This window comes from Rhizobium sp. SG741 (assembly GCF_012275435.1).
Lineage (GTDB): Bacteria > Pseudomonadota > Alphaproteobacteria > Rhizobiales > Rhizobiaceae > Rhizobium > Rhizobium lusitanum.
The window spans coordinates 190,194-209,958 of sequence record NZ_JAAZQP010000010.1 but is presented as its reverse complement, the minus strand read 5'-3'; the positions used below and the strand labels follow the sequence as shown (position 1 = coordinate 209,958).

9 protein-coding genes are annotated in these 19,765 nt (G+C 58.3%); 6 read left to right on the top strand and 3 right to left on the bottom strand.

From position 1 onward, the window contains the following. Positions 1 to 282: 282 nt before the first annotated feature. Genes FHT29_RS24200 through FHT29_RS35085 form a run of 4 tightly spaced genes read left to right on the top strand, consistent with a single transcriptional unit; the run spans position 283 to position 7,730 of the window. Positions 283 to 2,292 (top strand): MotA/TolQ/ExbB proton channel family protein, encoded by a 2,010-nt coding sequence (locus FHT29_RS24200; RefSeq protein ID WP_210255519.1) that lies wholly within the window; start codon positions 283 to 285, stop codon positions 2,290 to 2,292. Continuing rightward, positions 2,292 to 3,302, top strand: coding sequence for an OmpA family protein (locus tag FHT29_RS24195; RefSeq protein ID WP_168596899.1), 1,011 nt, complete (start codon positions 2,292 to 2,294; stop codon positions 3,300 to 3,302). The genes FHT29_RS24200 and FHT29_RS24195 overlap by 1 nt, the downstream gene beginning before the upstream one ends. A gap of 38 nt (positions 3,303 to 3,340) precedes the next feature. Then, the gene (locus FHT29_RS24190; protein WP_168600221.1) at positions 3,341 to 4,612 is read left to right on the top strand and encodes an EH signature domain-containing protein; all 1,272 of its coding nucleotides are present in this window, start codon (positions 3,341 to 3,343) and stop codon (positions 4,610 to 4,612) included. A 10-nt stretch (positions 4,613 to 4,622) separates the two neighbouring features. Next, a complete protein-coding gene (locus FHT29_RS35085) occupies positions 4,623 to 7,730 on the top strand; it encodes a DEAD/DEAH box helicase (RefSeq protein ID WP_168600220.1) in 3,108 nt (1,035 codons plus the stop codon). A gap of 146 nt (positions 7,731 to 7,876) precedes the next feature. Here FHT29_RS35085 and FHT29_RS24180 read toward each other — a convergent pair whose 3' ends face one another. The 3 genes from FHT29_RS24180 to FHT29_RS24170 are packed head-to-tail and all read right to left on the bottom strand — an operon-like array spanning position 7,877 to position 14,605. Then, the gene (locus FHT29_RS24180; protein WP_246703091.1) at positions 7,877 to 10,120 is read right to left on the bottom strand and encodes a DEAD/DEAH box helicase; all 2,244 of its coding nucleotides are present in this window, start codon (positions 10,118 to 10,120) and stop codon (positions 7,877 to 7,879) included. Then, the gene (locus FHT29_RS24175; protein WP_168596903.1) at positions 10,101 to 11,423 is read right to left on the bottom strand and encodes an ATP-binding protein; all 1,323 of its coding nucleotides are present in this window, start codon (positions 11,421 to 11,423) and stop codon (positions 10,101 to 10,103) included. Before FHT29_RS24175 ends, FHT29_RS24180 begins: the two co-directional genes overlap by 20 nt. Next, positions 11,420 to 14,605, bottom strand: coding sequence for a TerB N-terminal domain-containing protein (locus tag FHT29_RS24170; protein ID WP_168596904.1), 3,186 nt, complete (start codon positions 14,603 to 14,605; stop codon positions 11,420 to 11,422). Before FHT29_RS24170 ends, FHT29_RS24175 begins: the two co-directional genes overlap by 4 nt. A 403-nt stretch (positions 14,606 to 15,008) precedes the next feature. Here FHT29_RS24170 and FHT29_RS24165 point away from each other — a divergent pair, with 403 nt between their 5' ends. Then, positions 15,009 to 18,416: a TM0106 family RecB-like putative nuclease gene (locus FHT29_RS24165; protein ID WP_168600218.1), complete on the top strand. Its 3,408-nt coding sequence runs from the start codon at positions 15,009 to 15,011 to the stop codon at positions 18,414 to 18,416. 314 nt (positions 18,417 to 18,730) lie between these two features. Further along, positions 18,731 to 19,642, top strand: a complete 912-nt coding sequence (locus FHT29_RS24160; protein ID WP_168596997.1) for a site-specific DNA-methyltransferase — start codon at positions 18,731 to 18,733, stop codon at positions 19,640 to 19,642. Positions 19,643 to 19,765 lie beyond the last annotated feature (123 nt).

Below are 19,765 nucleotides of genomic sequence, written 5' to 3'. Positions count from 1 at the left end.
ACTACTGATACTAATGTCAGAGCTGATGCATGAGTGCGATGGAATCCGCCCAACGATGATCGGGGGTTGGCGCTGACACGCGACTTAACGCTTCGAGGCGCTGGATACGCCGCGGAATTGCCGCAGTTTTTGTCTTTTGGATCGGGAATCTTAGCATTTCTGTGCAAAGGCGCGATACCGAGGCTTTTCCAATCGATCAACCTTCGATAGCCATTCGTCAAAGGTAGTCTGCAAGTCAAGGGCGCAGGGGCAATTATCTTGAGTGCGGTGATTTCAATCGGAATGTTCGTTCGCGACCTGATCCTTCAGGTCGCGGGAATGCTTACGCAGGAGTGGGTGCCGGGTCTGGTGGCCTTGGTGCTTGTCCTGATCCTGATTTGGGCCGCCGGAGCGTTTTGGAGCCGGACGGGCCGACAGTTGCGCGCTATCCGTTGGTTGACCCTGTTGATCAAAGGCAAGACTACCAGCCGGGATTTTAGTGCGGACATCGAACAGCTGTCGGACACTATCAAAGCAGGCGTAGGCCGATCAGGCTCCCGGCGTCATTTGGCAACGGCATGGGCTGAGTACCGAGAGACCTTCGTCGCGCATGAAGAAGATGGCGTTGTTGTTCTACGGAACGCCGTCCGTCCGTCTGTCTTCATGAACCCGGAGGATCTCGATTTCGGTCCCGGTATGTGGCGCATCGCTCCCAGCCTCTTTGTGACGGGTGGATTATTTCTCACATTCCTCGGCCTGATCTCCGCGCTGCACACGATGTCAGCGAGCGAGATCAATAGCCACACGATGGCGACGCTTCTTCAGATCGCCTCGGCCAAATTCATCATGTCGCTAACAGGCCTGTTTTGCTCTATCGTCTTCACGCTGGTGTTCCGAAGCTTCTATGGGCGGGTCGACAAAGGGCTGCATGACCTTTGTCGAGCCATTGAAGACAAGCTGACCTACATCAGCTTGGAAGAGCTGGCTGCAGAACAATTGAGAGCCACCCGCGAGCAGCGTGAGCATTTCCGTCTGATCGGCATGGAACTGGTCGCGGAAATAGGCCGCCCTCTCCGCGAAGAGCTTCCTGCCGCTATCTCCAATTCCATCAGCAAGGCGATGGATCCCCTGATGGACCGTGTCGGCAGAATGGGAGCCGAGGGCGTCGGTGATCTCGTTTCGGGCCTTTCGACCCAGTTGACCGACAAGGTCGGGATCGCGTTATCCGAAGCGGCACAACGCATCTCAGATGCAGGATCGCAGATCGGCCGCCTGGCAGAACGCATGGACATAAGTTCGGGCCGGATGGGCAGCGAAATGGAAACCGTTGCCGCGCGTGTCGCCCAGGCGGTCGACGATCTTCGCGCATCGATGTCCGCAACAGCCGAGAGTACGGGCGGCGCGTTCACCGAGGGCGCGGAGAGGCTCTTGGCTGTCATGAACCAGACGCTCGAAGGCATCCGCGACAACACAGGCGAAAGCGCACGGGCAATGTCCGCGGCCGCGGAAGATATGCGGGGGTCGGCAGCGGCGTTCCGCCAGGAAATTGAAGCCGCCGCAAAAGACGGGACCGAGGCCGCACACGCACGTATGCAGGCGGCGACCGATCAGGCGAGTGGCATTATCGGAACCGTGGGCCAGGGTGTGGCCGACGCGTTCGCCAGAACCAGCTCGGACATTGCCCGCGTTGCCGCAGAGCTTTCCGAAAAGGCGGCCAGGGAAGTGATTTCTCCGATGGAGAGGATTGCCCAGCAGCTGGGAGACATGGTGACAAAGCTTCAACAAGGAAGCTCTGACCTTAGACGCATGTCTGATGGCGTACGCGCGGGCGCGGACGCTTCGTCCGACGCTGCCGCGAACTTCAAGAGCGCTTCGGGCGATCTGATGGCAGCCGCAATGCCAATCCGGACGATCTCCGAACGCATGGAAACGTCGCTGCGCCACTTGGCCGAAACCACGCGGGATACTGCTACGACTGTTTCGGAAGCCGCGGAGACGACCGCGCAATCGGCCGCGAACGCGCTTGAAAGTGCACGGATGATCCTCGGCAGCGAGGCACGATCGATCGAAGCCGCGCTTGCCGGGATCTCCAACGTGGTCGAAAGGATGAAAGGCCAGGGAGACAGGCTGGACGACATGGACGAGAAGCTGGGCCGAGCGTTCGAGACCTACGCCGATCAGGTCGCGAAAGCCGTGGAAGGTATGTTCGCTCATGTGCGCGACATCCAGGAACGGCTAAGTCCGGCACTCGATACCATGAGCAGCATCGTCGCCCAGATGGAAGAATTCTCGCCGCAATCCAGGAGAGCATGATGCGCGGCAGCGTTAGGAGGAGCCATCAAGAGGAAGAGGAAGAAAGCGCATTCGTGTCGATGACCGACATGACGGTCAGCTTCCTTTTCATTGTCATGCTGTTGCTCGCGTTCTTCGCCAGCCAGTACAGCGAAACCGACAAGGTTCCGCGCAGCCAGCTTGTGGCTGAACAGGATGCTCGGAAAGCCGCCGAAGCGAAGGTTGAGGATCTGCAGAAAGTGATCCTCGAAAAAGACGTTCGCATCCAGGAATTGACAGACCTCGTAAAAGCGCGGGACTCGACGATCGATGCCCAGAAGCAGCTGATTGCCGATCTTCAAGCCGAGATCGCCCAACTGGTGGCGAAAATCAAAGAACTCGAAGCGAAATTGAATGTCGCGGATCCGCTCGAAGCATATCTTGCCGATGCCCGTGAGGAGCGCCGCCGGATCCTCGAAAAGTTGAAGATACAGCTCAATATCGATTTTCCGGATCTGAAGGTTGAACTGAGCGAACAATCGGATGCCCTGCGCTTTCAGGGAGATGGGCTTTTCGCGACGAATTCTTTCGAGCTAAGGCCAGACCGCAAACAGATAGTGACGAGCGTTGCGAAGCGCTTGTCGGAGATCCTGCCCTGCTACACCGTCGGCCAGCGCTCTTCCTGGAATGATCACTGTAATCCTGGCGGCGTCGTGATTGAAGCTTTACAGATCGAGGGGCACACCGACGGCACGGGCCAGCCCATTGGCAATCTGACACTGTCGACCAACCGCGCGAACTCGACGTTCATCGCGATGACGGAGAGCGAGCCCGGGCTCATCGATTTCCAGAACCTCCGCAGACAGCCCGTTCTATCCGTCGCCGGCTACGGCCAGATGCGACCTGTCGCCGACAATGCAACGAAGGCGGGCCGCGACACCAACCGCCGCGTCGACATCCGCATCATCATGTACACTCCCGGACGCTCCGAAGACGTCGAAAGGATCAGGAAAGCCCTGGCCATCGGTAACATGGAGGGGATTGAAAACTGAGCCTCCGAGACAAACTCCTGCGGCCGCCGCGTTTCGAAATGACGGCCCTGCCCGCCCTCAACCGGTTACTTGCGTCTGCCGATCGGATCTACTCGCGCTGGCCCGACGCGGTCGGCAATCCGCCAGAGAGCGATAGGGAACGACTCGTTCAGGAGGTCCGAGAGCGCGTCCTTACCGACTCTTGGGATGGGGCGAAGATGTATCTCGTCACTTCGGCCGCTCGAGCGCTGTTCGACGAGGAGCGGCGAGCCAGGCCGGATCTGCAGCCGCTGAGGGAATTCTACTTTGACGAAATCAGGGCTTCTACCCGTTCCGGCTTCCTCAACGCGATTTTCGCCGTCTATCTGTCGACATTTTCACCCGGCGCGCAGCATACCCGGCAACTGGCCGAGGCTCTTTCGCGATCGACCGAACATCTCGGACCGAGATCGCGGCAGATCATCGATGCAGTCCCGATCATTCTCGATCCCTACAGGGCACACGAGGGCGTCGCGAGCCTGATGTCGACCATGGCGGACCCGTGGACCGAGCTGAAGCAATTGGGACTGAGAAAACCCCATGACATGGGGTTGATGGCTGAAGCGCATCTCGCCTTCGTCGATCACGTCAGACCGGGCCTCAAGCACCGCGGCGAGATGGAGAGATTGATCGGCTGGCTCAAGCCGGAACGGCACGAAGCCAAGGTTTCAGGCGCTTCAGAGGCGATCGAAGGTCTTCTGGATCATTGGCGGCTTCAAGCTCCGCCCCCCGACGATCTGAGATATCTGACAGAGAATCTGGTTTCCCTATACGGAGACCCGCGGGTGACGCGCAGCAGTGCCTGGATGGGCGTCACGGCAGAGACGATGGCTGTATTCATGCGATGGCTGACCGGAGAAAACATCCGGTTTTTCCTCGATGTAGTGTCAGCAGTCGAGAGCAGCCATATGTGGGAGCCACGACGCAAGTTTTGGCTGGGTCTGCATCGGCAGGGTCGGATTGACGCCGCTTGGGTTGCCTTCAGCGACAAAGGTTGGATCGAGGCAAGCAAAAGGACCTCAGGCTCGCGAGCTACGGGCAGACCGGGTTATGGCTCTCAGTCGGCACGCGGCAGCCGATTGGACACGTCACTGCTGATCCTGCAAATCGGTCGGAAGACCGTGGTCGAGGGCTCCCACAACTATATGGTCCACATCTTCGATCAATCGAACCAAAAGGCACCGGTACTCTACCAACCTGCGTACGATTGCGAGGCAATCAGGCTCACACCGGGAGCCAAGGCGAAATCGCACTTGGGTTACTGGGAGGGCTGGGTCATGGAAAACATCTGAGGAACGGTCAGTGAATTTCGATTTCTCGTTCGACAGTGCCGGCGTAGCGCTTGCCGCAAAAGCCGAAACAAAGGGCTTGTTGTCCCGTCTGCGTGGCAACGCGACAAAGGTTGACCTTACAAACCTGTCGGCTGATGCACGGGAGGTCGCGTTCGCGATCGCCGACCTGCGGGCGCTTGCCGACCTCATGGGGATTGACCTTTCCGTGTCATCGGACCGGATACAGATACCCCATAGGCTGGCGGCCGCGATCAACGGCGGGACGGCCAGGACCTTGGGAATGCCGCCCACGGTCGACTTCGTCCTGAGAACCGACGCCGAAGGCATAGTCGGCTCATCGAGCTTCCGGCTTCGGTACGAGTGGATCCGGAACGGACAGAAGACTTTCCCGAAGCGAAGCGGCTCTATCTTATCGCTTGGAGCGAGCCGTTACCGTCTGCCCTTGTGGATGGTTGAAGCTTTGAATGTCGCCGACGGCTTCCAGTCCGGACAGGGCGACGCCAGCGACTGGGAAGCATTGGCGAAATTCCGACAGGCACTCGATCCGGGCGTCTCGGTGCACGTCCAAAGCCAGGCGGCTCGTGCGTCAATGACTGACTTTCTCAGCGGTCTGGAAGTCTGCTTGGCGGACAGCTTTTCCATATCGCCAAAGGATGACGGCAATTTCGACGTCGTCCCGTTTTCAGGCAAGCGACTTTCTGACGAGGGTGCCGATTCCGACCTGTTTACGGCCACGGAGGAAATGAGCGAGCTCTCGGGGTCCGCGTTGCAAACCTTTCAGGCAAGGGTGCGAGACCGCGGTGCGCTCGGAGCCTACCGCCTATCACCTGGGAGTTATCTGGTCGTCGACCAAGCCGCAGCGCCCGCGCTGGAAGTCATGGCGAAGATGCAGCACGCGCCCGCCCAAGAGCGGAAAGCGTTCATTGAAAATCCCCAGGCTCTGATTACCGATGCGGTCGAAGCCCGACTCCGGGAGCGCGGCAAGCTTGATGGTCTGTCCGATATTGCCCAGCAGGAGGCTATCGAGGCCGCTGCAGGCCCGCTTCTCGTCGAGACCAAGGAGTTCTCCGAACGTGTCACGGGTGTCGTTGCCTACGAGAAGCTCTCTCTCGACGTAGACATGGGTAGCGGAAGCACATGGCTGCCGGAAGATTTCAGCAAGCGTTTCCAAGCAGCGCTCGCGAATATGCCCACTTCGCGGTTGATCTCCCTGCGCGACGAGGTTAGGGCCGACGTGTCCGCGGGACGTGTGTCGACGCCGCTCGGCGACTTGGATATCCCTGCCCGTCCCGAAATGGTGAAGCTGCTCGACGACCGCATTTCGGAACGCGAAGAATTGCCACAAGCGCCTGAACCGGAAGAGGAGGCCGCCGAGCGGGCTAAAGGGCCTTTCGTGCTCGCGACAGAGGTCAATTTCGACGACTTGAACTGGCATGCGAAGCTCGTGCCAAGAGCAGCGGCCATATCGCCGACGGTTCCGCAATCGATCCGCACCTCGTTGAAGCCCCATCAGATCGAAAGCTTCAAGTGGCAGGTCGACGCCTGGGAGGCTGGTCTGCCAGGCATCCTCAACGCCGACGAACAGGGGTTGGGAAAGACCCTCCAGACAATTGCGTTTCTCGCCTGGTTGAAGGAACACATGGCGCAGCCGGATGCCAAAACGCGCGGTCCGGTCCTGGTCGTCGCGCCGACCTCGCTGCTTGAGAACTGGGAGCAAGAGGTGAAGGGCCATATGCACGACCCTGGCCTTGGCCATGTCATCAGGCTATACGGCGGGAATATTTCCGGGCGAAAGATACACGGCGCGAAGGGCAAGGACACCGATGACGGAGACGTCAAGCTGGATTTCAGCTCGCTTCACGAGGCTATCGCGGAAGACCGTGCCCACAGATTCTGGATTTTGACGACGTATACCACGCTCACCAACTACCAGCATTCGCTGGCGCGCATCCCTTTCTCAGCGGCCGTTTTCGACGAGATCCAGTCGATAAAGAATCCGGTCAGTCTCCGCGCTGTCGGTGCTCGCGCCATCAACGCCAATTTCCGCATCGGGCTGACGGGCACCCCGATCGAAAACGCGACGGTCGATCTCTGGGCGATCATGGATCAACTCGCTGGCGGTGCGCTTGGTACTCTCAAGGAGTTCCGCGCCAAATATTCCGAGCCCGACACGGGCAATATGACCGAGCTGTATCAGCGGACGTTTGCATCGGTCGACGGCAAGCCGCCTCTCGCGATCAGACGGCTGAAAGAGGATGTGGCGAAAGACCTGCCGGAGAAGACCCGGAAAGTCCACCCGCGCTTGATGCCCCGAGACCAGGCGACGGTTTACGACGACGCGCGGGTCAAGCTCGCCGCTGGCGGTCTGGGTGCACAATTAAAAATGCTCCATCATATCCGCACTGTTTCGGTGCATCCGAATATGGCCATGGTCGGCGGGGACGAGGATTTCATAAAGGCATCGGCGCGACTGAGCGCCGTGATCGACATACTCCGCTCGATAAGGACCAAGAATGAACGTGCGCTCGTATTCATCGAACATCGCCAGATGCAGTATCGCTTCATCGAGTTGGCGAAGGCAGAGCTCGGTCTCAAACACGTCGACCTGATCAACGGCGAAACACCGATCCATCATCGACAAGCCATCGTAAACAGGTTCCAGCAACATCTGAAGGTAGATGCCGGATTCGATCTCTTGGTCCTCGGCCCCAAGGCGGCTGGCACCGGGCTGACGCTAACGGCCGCAACACATGTCATCCATCTGTCCCGCTGGTGGAATCCCGCTGTCGAAGAGCAGTGCAATGACCGCGTTCATCGGCTGGGGCAGACCAAGGCAGTTTCCATCCATTTGCCCTTGGCTATCCATCCCGAGTACCGGGAGGATTCATTCGACTGCCTTCTGCAGAGCCTGATGACGCGGAAACGTCGCCTTGCTAGTTCGGCGCTTTGGCCGATGGGCGATACGCAGGCGGACGTCGCCGAGCTACAGAAGCTCATCGGATCCGAGCGGAAAGCTGAAGCCGGGAACCCGCTCGAGCAAGCGGTCAAAGGCATGTTCGCTCGTGACCGCATCGAACCCACGTCCTCGGAAGCAGACGGATCGATCCGGCTGCCTTAGGGCGGAAGCTTGCGATGTATCTGTTGCCCCGCTCCACATACAACCTCGCTGCTGGCGGCCCAACACCCGCGGCGGGATCGCAACGTGAAATTGGTTGATCGCAATATCGTTTTGGGAGCAACTACGCGCCCAAAACGCCACCCCCATCAACGATCGACTTCTACTAACGCTTTGGCTATCGCCGGCAGCGCATCGATCTCAAGTCGCTCGAATATCGTGACCAGCCTCATGAGATCCGGCGATAGACAGTAGTCAAAGCGGGCAATAATCGGCTTTGCGACACGATCGACGAGCGCCGCATCGGCTGGGACTTCTCCATCGGCGATGCTGTTCAAGAACGTTTCGACACCACTCAGAGTGCATTCCTGAAGTTCGATGGCGTGAGAGAACCGGACGCACTTGAAATCTTTGTTCTGTAATGCAAGCGCAAGCGTATCCAGCTTCCGCGTGCCCAGCCATGGCAGAACCAGCACCCCCTCGCCGTATGGCATGAGACATGAGCGATCCAGGCCCATTTCGACATATGCTGTCCTCGCGTCCTCCAACATCGCGTTGGCGGCCTTGTCGAGGTAGACATATCTTTCCTGGCCCAAGAGCACCTGCCTCATGGTGGCGACCACATGGTCGTGGATCACCCCTCCGCTTCCCGAGAAATAGGGCGGCTTGCCGCCTCGGGTCGGGCGCACGGTGATCACCCGCGCGGCGTCGTCGATCTCGAGGACAAGCCATCGACGCCCGGCGAAGATCAGCGTCTCTCCTGGCATGAGAGGCGATTCCAGCGGATATGTTCCAAGCGTCTGCGTCTCATGGATGATGCGGTATTCCCGCTCCGTCATGAAGACCGGATAGAATTCATGGGACTCGGTGATCTTCTCGCCGTACTCGCCGACCATGAGCAAACCCTCGGGCGATTGCTCGATAAGCTTGTTTTCAGGCAACGCCATGCAGCGCAACAAAGAAGCGAAAAGGGCACGGTCGACCGCTTTGAAGGGCCCCCTCTCGCAAAGGGTCTTAAAGGCTGGGATCGGTCGGGTACCCCCGGTCTGGAGTATCAACGCCAGGATCTGGTGGACCAGTGTCGACAGGTGAAGGCCTGCAGGCAAGGGAGGCTCGCACCAGTTCGCCCTGAGGCATTCGACCATCGCGATGGACTGGATGAGACCTAGATTGAGCCGATCGACGGGATGCCGACCACGTATAGGCGGTTGCTCGATAACGAACATGCGAAGGACCGCGGGCTTTCCCGACCGCCTGCCGGAACGTCCTAACCGTTGCCGGAGGGAGGCGACGGAAAAACCGGGCCCGATTTGGCCGATCGTCTCGACGTCTCCGATATCAATGCCGAGCTCGAGCGTCGTCGTGGCAACGGCGGTCGTGGGTCGGGGATCGTCACGAAGCCGCACTTCGACGTCTTCGCGTTCGACTTTGGACAGATTACCGTGATGCGGAAAAAACTCGTTCGGAAGATGAGTGTCTTCGCACATGGTCCGCAGTCTGTCCGAATACATCTCGACCCTTTCACGCGAACCCGCGAACAACAGGTTGCGGCTTCCCCTCATGAAGCGGAACAAGTCGTCGGCCAGTTCGTGAGGTATACCGTGTCTTTCGGGACCGACCTGTCCCTCCAAAGTATCTTCGTCAGGTTCGGGCTCGGCCCCGTCAGTGGGCTGCTCGCGCTGATTTTCGTAGTATCCTCGGATCTGAAGCTTCAATCCGTTGCCCTGGTCCTCGCCCTGGACCAGTTCGACTTCGTAGCCTTTGCCCGGCCGAAGCGCCGCGGCGGCAAGCCTCATGTCGCCCAGCGTAGCGGACAGACCGATGCGGTCGATTCGATCCCGCCCCGCTTCGATCTCGATGCGGTTCAAGATCGACTGGAGCTGCATGCCTCTCTCCGTGCCGATAAATGCGTGCAATTCGTCGATAACCACGGCGTCCAAGGAGGAGAAGAGATAGCGGATCTCGTTGCCCCGGCGGACGAGCAGCGCTTCGAGGGATTCCGGGGTTATAAGGACGATACCTGACGGTCGCCTACGAGCGCGGGTCTTGGCGTCGGCCGAAACGTCGCCGTGCCACTTATGGAGCATGACGTCACAGGCCTCGCACAAGGGCTGAAGACGTCGATACTGATCGTTGATCAGGGCCTTCAGCGGACTGACGTAGAGGACCGCAAATCCTCCTTCGGCATCCACGCGCTGTTTGATGCGGGTCAGAAGCGGCAACACCGCCGCCTCGGTCTTACCAGCCGCTGTCTTCGCGGAGACGACTACGTCGCCACCCTTTAACACCGCCGGAATGGCTTTTTCCTGAACATCGCGCAGTGATTTCCACTTCTGCTGCCATATCCACTTGCGGACCGGCTCCGAAAGACGGTCAAAGGCTGAGGGTTGCAAGTTCGTCGTCCGGATCCTCGCCGTCGGCCGCAAGGTCATGGTCCGATGCGCCCTGTCGGTCTTCGGGTACTTCCAGGCCGCTGAGGAGCTCTTGCCATTTCGTCCCAGGGTTCTGTTCCAGAACGGCAAGCAGATCAACAAACGCCTTTACCGTATTGCGTGGCGTACGGAAGTACGCCTCGCCGATTCGGTTCGCACAATGGTCCATGAATGCAGTCAGGGCCTCATCTGGCACGAGCCATTTACCTTGGTCGCCCGCGGCGAACACGTCTCGCAGACGCTCGAGCAGATGGTACAATTCCTCGGGTGTGAGGCTAGGAAGATTGATAACAGGCCCGGCGTAGTCCGTTAGCCCGTTCACGGCGAAACTGTTTTCTGCGAGGCGGCTCTGCAGGGCTTCGTAGGAATAGAGTCCACGGCGTGTATCCAGCAGGAACTCCGGTGTTCCTCCCAGAACGAAGCCGATGCCTTCGGTGGTTCCCTGAAGCACGTCGTTCAATATCCTCAGGATTTGCTCGTAGTTCTGCTTCCTCGCCTGCGCGCTTTGGAGCTTGTATAGGTTGACAAGCTCGTCAAGGCAGACAAGCAGACCCCCGAACCCAGCAATTCTGACGAAGCGGGCAAGCAGTCTGAGACCGTCATAGAAGGATGCGTCGTCGATGATGGTCCGGACGCCGAGATCAGCTTTCGCCTCGGTTCGGGTGGTATATTCGCCGCGAAGCCAGCGCATTGCGGCATCCTGAAGTGTCGTATTTCCGTCCTCGTAGCCACGTGCATACGCGGCGATCACGGCCGCGAAATCGTATCCCGCTACCATTTCACGGATATCGCCGAGGCCTTCCTTTACGGCTGTATCAACCGAGATCCTGTTGGCGGTCGCTCGTTCGGTCGCCTTCTGGATATAGCTTTCGAGGATGTTTCTGAGAGCCCCGCCGTCGGGCGCGGTGCGGGTGGCAAGGCTTCGTACCAGTTCGGCATAAAGCGAGCGCGCCTGACCGCTGGTCGCGTGGATTCTCCTGTCGGGAGACAGGTCCGCCTGGCATACTGCCAGCTTCGACTGAAGCGCGATCTGGCGGACGAGAAACAGGAAGAAGGTCTTACCCGCGCCATACGCGCCGATCACGAATCTAATGCTTGCGCCACCGTCCGACACGCGCTGGATGTCGCGGATCATAGCCTCGATCTCGCGCTGGCGTCCTACCTGAATATGCTGCAACCCAAGGCGGGGAACCACCCCTGCCCTGAGTGCGCTGATTACCGTATCTCGATCGCGCGGCTTGATGGCCGGGGGCTTGCCTGTCATGTGGATATGCCTTCTGCGTTCTGTGAGTTGGATGGTGGTGCCTCTAATTGAGGCAGAAGATAGACGTTGATGTCGACCGGATCGTCACCCTCGAGCAACAACTCGTCGAAGCGGTCGAGGCTCCAGTCATTGATGGCTTCCCGCGCGGCTCCCGGCATCAGGCCGGCCTCCTTGACAACCCGCTCGAAATCGGGGAGCGACCAGGAGTTCCTGTCCACCAGAATCCTGAGCAGAGAGCCATAACGCTGCTCCAGCCCTTCGAACAACTCGTCCTGGCGAATTTCCGGCTCAGGAGCAGAATCGACAGTGATTGCCTCCTCCGTGGCATCATCATCTGTAAAGATGTCTGCCAGCACGCTCGCGGTGATCCGCGTCTCGCTTCGGATGCTGTTGAGGAGCGTGGCGTCGATCTTCGTCGTCGGCCGATCGGACGGTGCAGGGGGAATAGGCGATCCTGCGGCTCGATCGCCGGGCGGTATGATCATGCTGAGGCCGTCATTATCCGCGAGCCGCCGCTGGGCACCGTCGTGGAGCCGATCGTAGAGGACCTTATTATCGAGGCCCATACGCTTAAAGAGGAACTCGAGTTTTTTGACTTCGTCCGCGTGAACCTGGCCATCCGCAGCAGCTGTAGCAATGAGCTCCGACGCGATCGCCTCACGGGCGTTGAGCGGGATGTCCTTGAGCTTCTTCATCCAGTCATCGAGTTTGGATGGCGCGACCTCGTAAAGACGAAGTTCTGCCTCGAGGCGAGCCCGTTCGTCTGCATTGATGTTTGGGGTCTTCGCTAACTTCTCTTGAAGAGCCTTGCGCTCCAGCTCGTGGAAATGCCCGTCCGCATGCGCTACCATCACCCCAAGCATGAGACCGAGCTGTGCCTGCCGAAACGCCTCGCCGGGTTCCCGGAGGCTCTCGTCGGCGAGTTTAAACAGGATCACGTGGTCGTCGGCAGCCGCATTCTTCGAAGCGAAAGCCGGGTCGCAGGTCACACCGTAACCGAAAGCGGCCACGAGCTGGCTCAACTCGCGCAGCTTTGGCTTGCTCGGTAGCGCGCCGACGTTATGTTCCGCGAGCGTCGCCAGATCGCTGACAGTAATCGGTTGCATGGCCCGTGCGAACAAATCGAACTTGGCGAGCGGATTTTCTTTTAGGGAAGCGGCTGCGTTTGGTCTCAACGATGCGGGCAACTTGGAAATCGCAGGGAGGTTCGGCGTAAGCCCTGGAAGGCGGCCAAGTGCCCGGCTGTAATCATCGAGCTGGTCCGAACAGTAGTCGAAAATTCTGCGCGCCGTCGTGATCGGCTCCGCTCTTCCCGTAATGTCCGGTATGGCACCGCCGTGGACCGGTATATCGATCTCGAAGCTTGCACTGCACGCCCGGTAGCGCTTGCGAATGGACTTGAAGTTAGATCCCTTAATGCGAAGTCCGTTCGGGTATGTTTTCTTATATTCGACTTCGAACAGAGCCTTCAGAAGTTCGGGCGCACGCCGCGCCGGAGTTCTGACGCGCGTCTCCGGATGCGTCATTGCGAAACTCAAAAGCAGCTCGGGTTCAATGTCCCGTCCATCCCGAACGCGGTGCCCAAGCGCCACCTGGATAACCGAAGGGACTTCGTACCCGTTTGCTTCCACATTGATGAACGAGACCGACGGCTCGCTGTTCTGCAGTTCCGCCGCGTTTAGAAGATCCGATGCATAGCGATGGAATGAACCGTTCCCACCATAGATCGAAAACAGACGCCGAACCTCGGCGAGGACCTCCGCACGGTCTGGTGCGTTGGGCTCCAGCATCAGACGACGCTCGAGCCCGTAGAAGTATAGGAACACGTACCCGATATAGGTGCTCGGATCCGACCGCGGGCTGGCGAGCCAGTCAATATAGGAGCGACGTGCCTCTGGCCTAATCGCGGAATAGGACGGCCAGTAGCCCATCGTATGGCCAGCGGTATCGCCAGTCCTGCCGACGGAAAGCTTGGGATTGATGAGACAGTTCTCGTCCTCAGCGCTGCCACGTTTGCGGAGCGAGGAACCGACATAGATCAGTCCACGAGTTATAACGGTCGACCCGATCGTCACGTGGGTGCTGGACGAAACCCAGCCGCTCTTTGGATCGATCTCCGCTTTCTTCGCATGCGCGGGCTCGTAGCTTTCTTTTGGCGTCGTTGTACGCTTGGCAAACCAGCCCTTTATCGAGGCGTCATGTGCTTCTAGCGACGCTTTCATCGATTGGATTTGCGGGGACTGGGACCTCTTAATCTCTTCGGATTCGGGAGGCGCGACAGGTTGCGAAGCCGTGACCGGCCTGCTGACTTCCGCCGCTGTCGGCTTCGACGCGCGTTCGGAAATCCATTCTCTCACCGCTGCATCATGGACCTCCAACGAGGTCTTCAGCCCAGTCACTGTTTCGGCGGCAGTCGTGGGACCATGCGTTGCCATGACCGGAACCGCCGAGCTTATATCGGCGTCAGGTTGCGCGGCCGTCGGTTTTTCGTAAGCCAAACCTGCGTGGGGGCGGGTCTGCCGTGACTCCTCCTCCGACCCGGTCGGCAGCAACTTCCGTTTCGACTTTCGGCGAAGCACGAAGATAGTTCCAGCCATCGCAAGTGCCGCCACGAGGCTCTCGAAAATCACCAGATCCGCGCCCTTATCCTGAACCTCCGTCGGGGAAGACGGAGTATTAGCCGCAGGCGTTGGGTTCCCCTGAGGTAGGCTTGGCGATTGCGACGAGGAACCGCTAGCGGGGGTTTGAACGGGACTCTGTGGAGCTGATTGGCTGACGGGAGCGGGATCGATCGAGAAGTTTTGCGCGGCAGGTGCGACAGATATCGCCTCTGTCGGAGCTGCAGCCGACGGGACGGACTGATTGTCAGCGGGAGGAGCATCTCTTCCGCCAAAGGCCGCATCCGAAACAGCGGGCACGATAGGTTTGTGAAAGAGCTGCTCGATCGATTTTGTATCAATCACCCCTGTCGGATCGAGGCCATGCGCCTTTTGGAACGCCTTCAGCGCGACAATGGACTTCTTGCCCCACACGCCGTCCGCTGCACCCGGACTAAAACCTTGGTCGGTGAGAGCCTTCTGAATTTCGCGCGGGCTCCGATCGGCGGCATCGACCGGGTCAGTCTGAAACTGAAGCAGCATGCAGGCGGCGGCTGCCGCGTTTAATAACGCCCGAATCTTCAAGGGTGGCCCCACGCCATAGCAGAAGGGCAATATACACGGACAGATTTTGCGGCCAAGCAGAAGTTACCGCTTGAGCGTGAAATGTGTCCCAACCGTCGATGCGCTTCCAAAGGTTGCCCCTGGATTTGAACTCGGCCAGATCGTATTGCCAGAGCGTGCAGATGGTAATTCAATTTTCACACCATCAATGTGTTTGGTCAGATTACGGCGAGCCACTCGATCTCGCCGACTGACGTGAGGCCGTGGCGTCGCGATGCACCCGTTTGTGGCGTTGGCGGCTCCCAACTCGCAACCCGCCTTCTCTCGAAAGTTTGCGAAGATACATTTGCGCGTTAGTTGTTCGCGTTGGCACGGAATGCTATCTGAAGGTTGCGTCAATCTTCTTGATTTTCGGTATCCCTCGATGAAAAAAGTCCCCTCGGGTTTCCAGCTCACTGCTTCCGATTTGGTCGGGCATTTGAACTGCGCGAGACTTACCGCGCTCGATATAAAGGTCGCTTCCGGCGAATTGGCGAAACCGCACGTCTGGGACCCGATGCTCGAAATTCTTCGGGAACGAGGCTTCCGCCATGAGCAGGAATTCGTGGACCACCTAAAGAGTACCGGTCTGTCCTGCCAGTCGATCGAGGGTGTCGACATAAGTGATGCCAATGTCGCCGCCACGGTCGAGGCAATGAAGGCTGGCATCGATGTAATCATCCAAGGAGCGCTCCGCCACGGTTATTGGGCGGGTCGAGCCGACATTTTGCGGCGCGTTGCGAAGCCAGGCGGGTTCAGCGAGTGGTCATACGAGGTTATCGACACGAAGCTCGCGAGGGAAACCAAGGGCGGAACAGTACTTCAGCTATGCCTTTATTCAGATCTGCTCGCGGAGACCCAGGGCTGCCAGCCTGACTATGCCTACGTTGTCGCTCCCTGGTCTGACTTCGAACCCGAGCGCTTCAGAATGGCGGACTATCTGGCCTATTTTCGGAGGTCGAAAGCGGCGATGGAACTGGCGATCCGGTCCGATCCGGCGTCAGAGCCGTATCCCGATCCCAATATCCATTGCGACATCTGTCGGTGGTCCGAGGGATGCGACAAGCGCCGCCGCGACGATGATCATCTCTCCTTCGTTGCCGGGATAACCGGAAACCAAATCGTCGAACTCGGCGAACACGGCATCAGCACATTGCAGGCGCTCGCTGAAACGCCTTTGCCAATGCCTTGGAAACCTCAGAGGGGATCGGTCCAGTCTTTCGAAAAGGTACGGGAGCAAGCCAGACTTCAGGCCGAGGCTCGAACGGAAGGAGGTATCCCGAAGTATGAGCTTTTACCAGTGCAATCGGAGTTCGGCCTGTGCGCCCTCCCGGTCCCCGATCCAGGCGATATTTTCTTCGATCTCGAGGGCGATCCCTTCGTAGGCGAACATGGTCTGGAATTCCTGTTCGGGTATCACTATCGGAACAGAGACGGTAGCTCGTCATACGTTGGCGACTGGGCCTTCGACCGCACTTCGGAAAGGGCAGCGTTCGAGCGCTTCGTTGACTTCGTGATGGAGCGGAGAGCGGAATACCCTCGCCTCCACATCTATCATTTCGCTCCCTACGAGCCTGCCGCTCTCAAACGGCTCATGGGACGCTATGCGTCGCGCGAAGACCAGATCGACGTATTGCTCAGAGGCCTCGTTTTAATCGACCTCTACTCAGTAGTCAGGAATGCGCTCCGCGCAAGCGTGGAAAGCTATTCGATCAAGCGCCTAGAGCAGTTTTACGACTATACCAGGCAAGTCGAGCTCAGAGCCGCAAATTTGGCGCTCTCCGCTTTTCACGCGGGCCTCGAGCTTAACGATGTGGCGTCAATTACCGAAGCCGATAAGGTAGTCGTCAAAGGTTACAACCAGGATGACTGCGTTTCGACGGAGGCCTTGCGAGATTGGCTTGAGGAGCGGCGGACCGAACTCGTCCAAAGAGGTCAGGATGTTCCCCGCCCAGCGCCGGGGCAGGACGCGCCCAGCGACGAAATTTCCGAGCAGCAAAAGCGAGTCAGCGAGCTAGTCGAACGGCTGACAGCTGGAATCCCGGTCGACCCCGAGAAACGGGACAACACTCAGCAAGGCCAGTGGCTTCTTGCGAATATCCTCGACTGGCATCGACGCGAGGAAAAAGCAGGTTGGTGGGAGAAATTCCGTCTCCAAGACCTAAGTGTCGAGGAGCTGATCGACGAGAAGTCGGCACTCTCCGGCTTGACTTTCATCGAGGCGGTACTGGGCAGCGGCAGAATACCAACGCATAGATATACCTTTCACGAGCAGGAAACCGATATCCTTCCCGGAAAATCACTTCATTTGCCCGGCGGGGGAAAATGGGGTTCCGTTGCAGCGATTTCTACCGCTGATCGGACGATCGACGTGAAGAAGATAGGAGCCACAGCCGAGACACACGCTGACGCTACCTTCGCCCACGACATGATTCAGGCCAAGGAGCAAGCTGCTTGCCTTTTGAGGATTGGCAGCCACGTCGCAGAAGTCGGTTTTGCCAAAGATGAGCGCTATAAGGCGGCACTCGACCTCCTCTCACTGACGCCAGCGGATCTTTGCGGCCAAATGATCCAGAACCATGGGGAAACGACGCTCGATGCGGCGACCCGCATAGCCCGGAACATGCAGAGCGGCGTCCTTCCTATCCAAGGTCCTCCGGGCACCGGAAAGTCCTTCACCGGGGCGCGGATGATCTGCCAGTTTGTCAAGGACGGGAAGAAGGTCGGCATAACCGCGAATAGCCACAAGGTGATCCGGAACCTAATCGACAAGGTCATCGAGGCGTCGAAGGAACTGAACATCCAGGTCAGATGCGTGCAGAAGCCCGAGAGCGGCAACAAGGAAGACGATACGGACGATCTGGTATTCGCCCGCGACAACAAGGACGTCTTCTCTGCCCTGGGATCGGGCGACTGTCACGTGGCTGGGGGCACCAGCTTTCTCTGGGCGCGCGAAGACGCGGAGGATGTTCTCGATGTGCTGTTCGTCGATGAGGCTGCGCAGATGTCGCTCGCCAACGTCCTTGCGGTTTCGCACGTCGCTAAGCGACTGATCTTACTCGGCGATCCGCAGCAACTCGATCAGCCTACTCAGGGAACCCATCCCGATGGAACGGGCGTTTCCGCGCTCCAGCATATTCTCGCGGGTAAACAGACGATCGGTTCCGACAAGGGTCTCTTCCTTGAAGAGACCTGGCGAATGCATCCCGATATCTGCGCATTCGATTCCGAGATGTTCTATGACTCAAAACTGCATTCCGTCCCAGGCTGCCGAATGCAGGTCATCGTATCGGACGACCGCATTTCGGGATCAGGTCTCCGCTACCTTTCCGTGCCACACGTCGGAAATAACAACGTTTCGGTAGAAGAGGCTTGCGCAATCAAGGAGCTGGTTGACCACATTCTCGATACCGAAACAAAGTGGATCGATCGCCACGGTGTCACTCGATCTGTCACATTGGAAGATATCCTCGTCATCACGCCATACAACGCACAGGTCCTGGAGATTCAGAAGGGGCTTCCGAATGCTCGTGTCGGAACGGTCGACAAATTCCAGGGGCAAGAGGCACCAATCGCTATCTACTCGATGGCGACTTCTTCGTCGGCCGAAGCTCCGCGAGGGATGGAATTCCTCTACAGCTCAAATCGACTGAATGTTGCTATATCTCGCGCAAAATGTATTGCGATACTTGTCGCGTCACCGCTTGTATTCGACACCGAATGTCGGACGCCCCGGCAGATGCAGCTGGCTAATGCCTTTTGTCGCTATGCGGAGTTGGCAAGCGAGGTTTGATGCAATTTAGGAAGCGCAAATCAACAGTCAGCGCCTGCTCGACGCCTTCAACACCGACCTGGTAGGATTGCTGCGCAACGAGCGCCTGAACCCTCCCCTCCTTGAGAGCCTTGATCTGACCAGGGCCGGCGTCGGATGTCGACTGAATTGAGAGCTCGGCAGTCCTGCTGCTACCCGCGTTATTTTGGTTTTCTGATTGCCGGAAACGAGTTCCAAAAAAGTTTAATTCGAGACTTGTTAGCTGCAAATTCTCACGCCAGCATAGTCGTATCAAACAACTTCGGCCCGCCCGAAAGCAGGAAAACCAAATCGATATGAATGAATCAAGTGTTCGCGGATACGCGGAGGCATTGGACCTTTGCGCGCTCTACAATGGCGATTGCGCCGACATACTGCCGAGCCTTCCGAATTCCTCAGTTGATCTCGTTGTGACGAGTCCGCCCTACAATATCGGGAAAGCTTACGAGAAAAAGTCCGCTCTTGAGGACTACATCGACTTTCAAAGAACCGTTATCGAGGAGTGCGACCGACTGTTGTCTCCGAACGGCTCCATTTGCTGGCAGGTCGGAAACTGGGTTCACGCCGGCGAAATCGTGCCAATCGACAGTATTATCATTCCGCTCCTGCGTCGGCTCGGCATGAAGGTCAGGGGCCGCATCGTGTGGACGTTCGGTCACGGTATGCATTGTAGCCGTCGCTTTTCAGGACGCCATGAAACCATCGTGTGGGCGACGAAGTCGGACGATTACCACTTTGATCTGGATAGCGTCCGGGTACCACAGAAATACCCGAACAAGCGTCACTACAAAGGACCTAACAAGGGTGAACTCAGCGGTAATCCGCTCGGTAAAAACCCGGGTGATGTCTGGGACATCTCAAATGTCAAGAACCGCCATCCGGAGAAAACCGCGCACCCCTGTCAGTTCCCTGAGGAGCTCGTCGAACGTCTGGTGCTGTCTCTAACAAGGGAGGGGCAGACAGTTATGGACCCATTTGCTGGCTCGGGGACAGTCGGTGCAGTGTGCAATCGACTGAGACGTTCGTCCGTGCTCGTTGAGAGGGATCAGACCTATCTGGATATCATTCGGTCGCGCCTTCGCGGTCAAGACGCGGTGCAACGCGATCTCTTCAGTTCGCCGTCAGTGTTCGAGACGATGTTTCCAATAAGTTCCGTCAGCCTTGCGAAGATTTCGCGCCAATCGACGAGCGATCTGGTGCCGGCTTAAAAGGGCCACGGACGACATTGTTCAAGAGATTGTTCGCAAGCACGCCTCGGAAGTGTATAGAGGCATCCCGAACATCTCCGGATTGAGTGTCTGTACCGCGTCTGTTGACCGTACCGACCGATA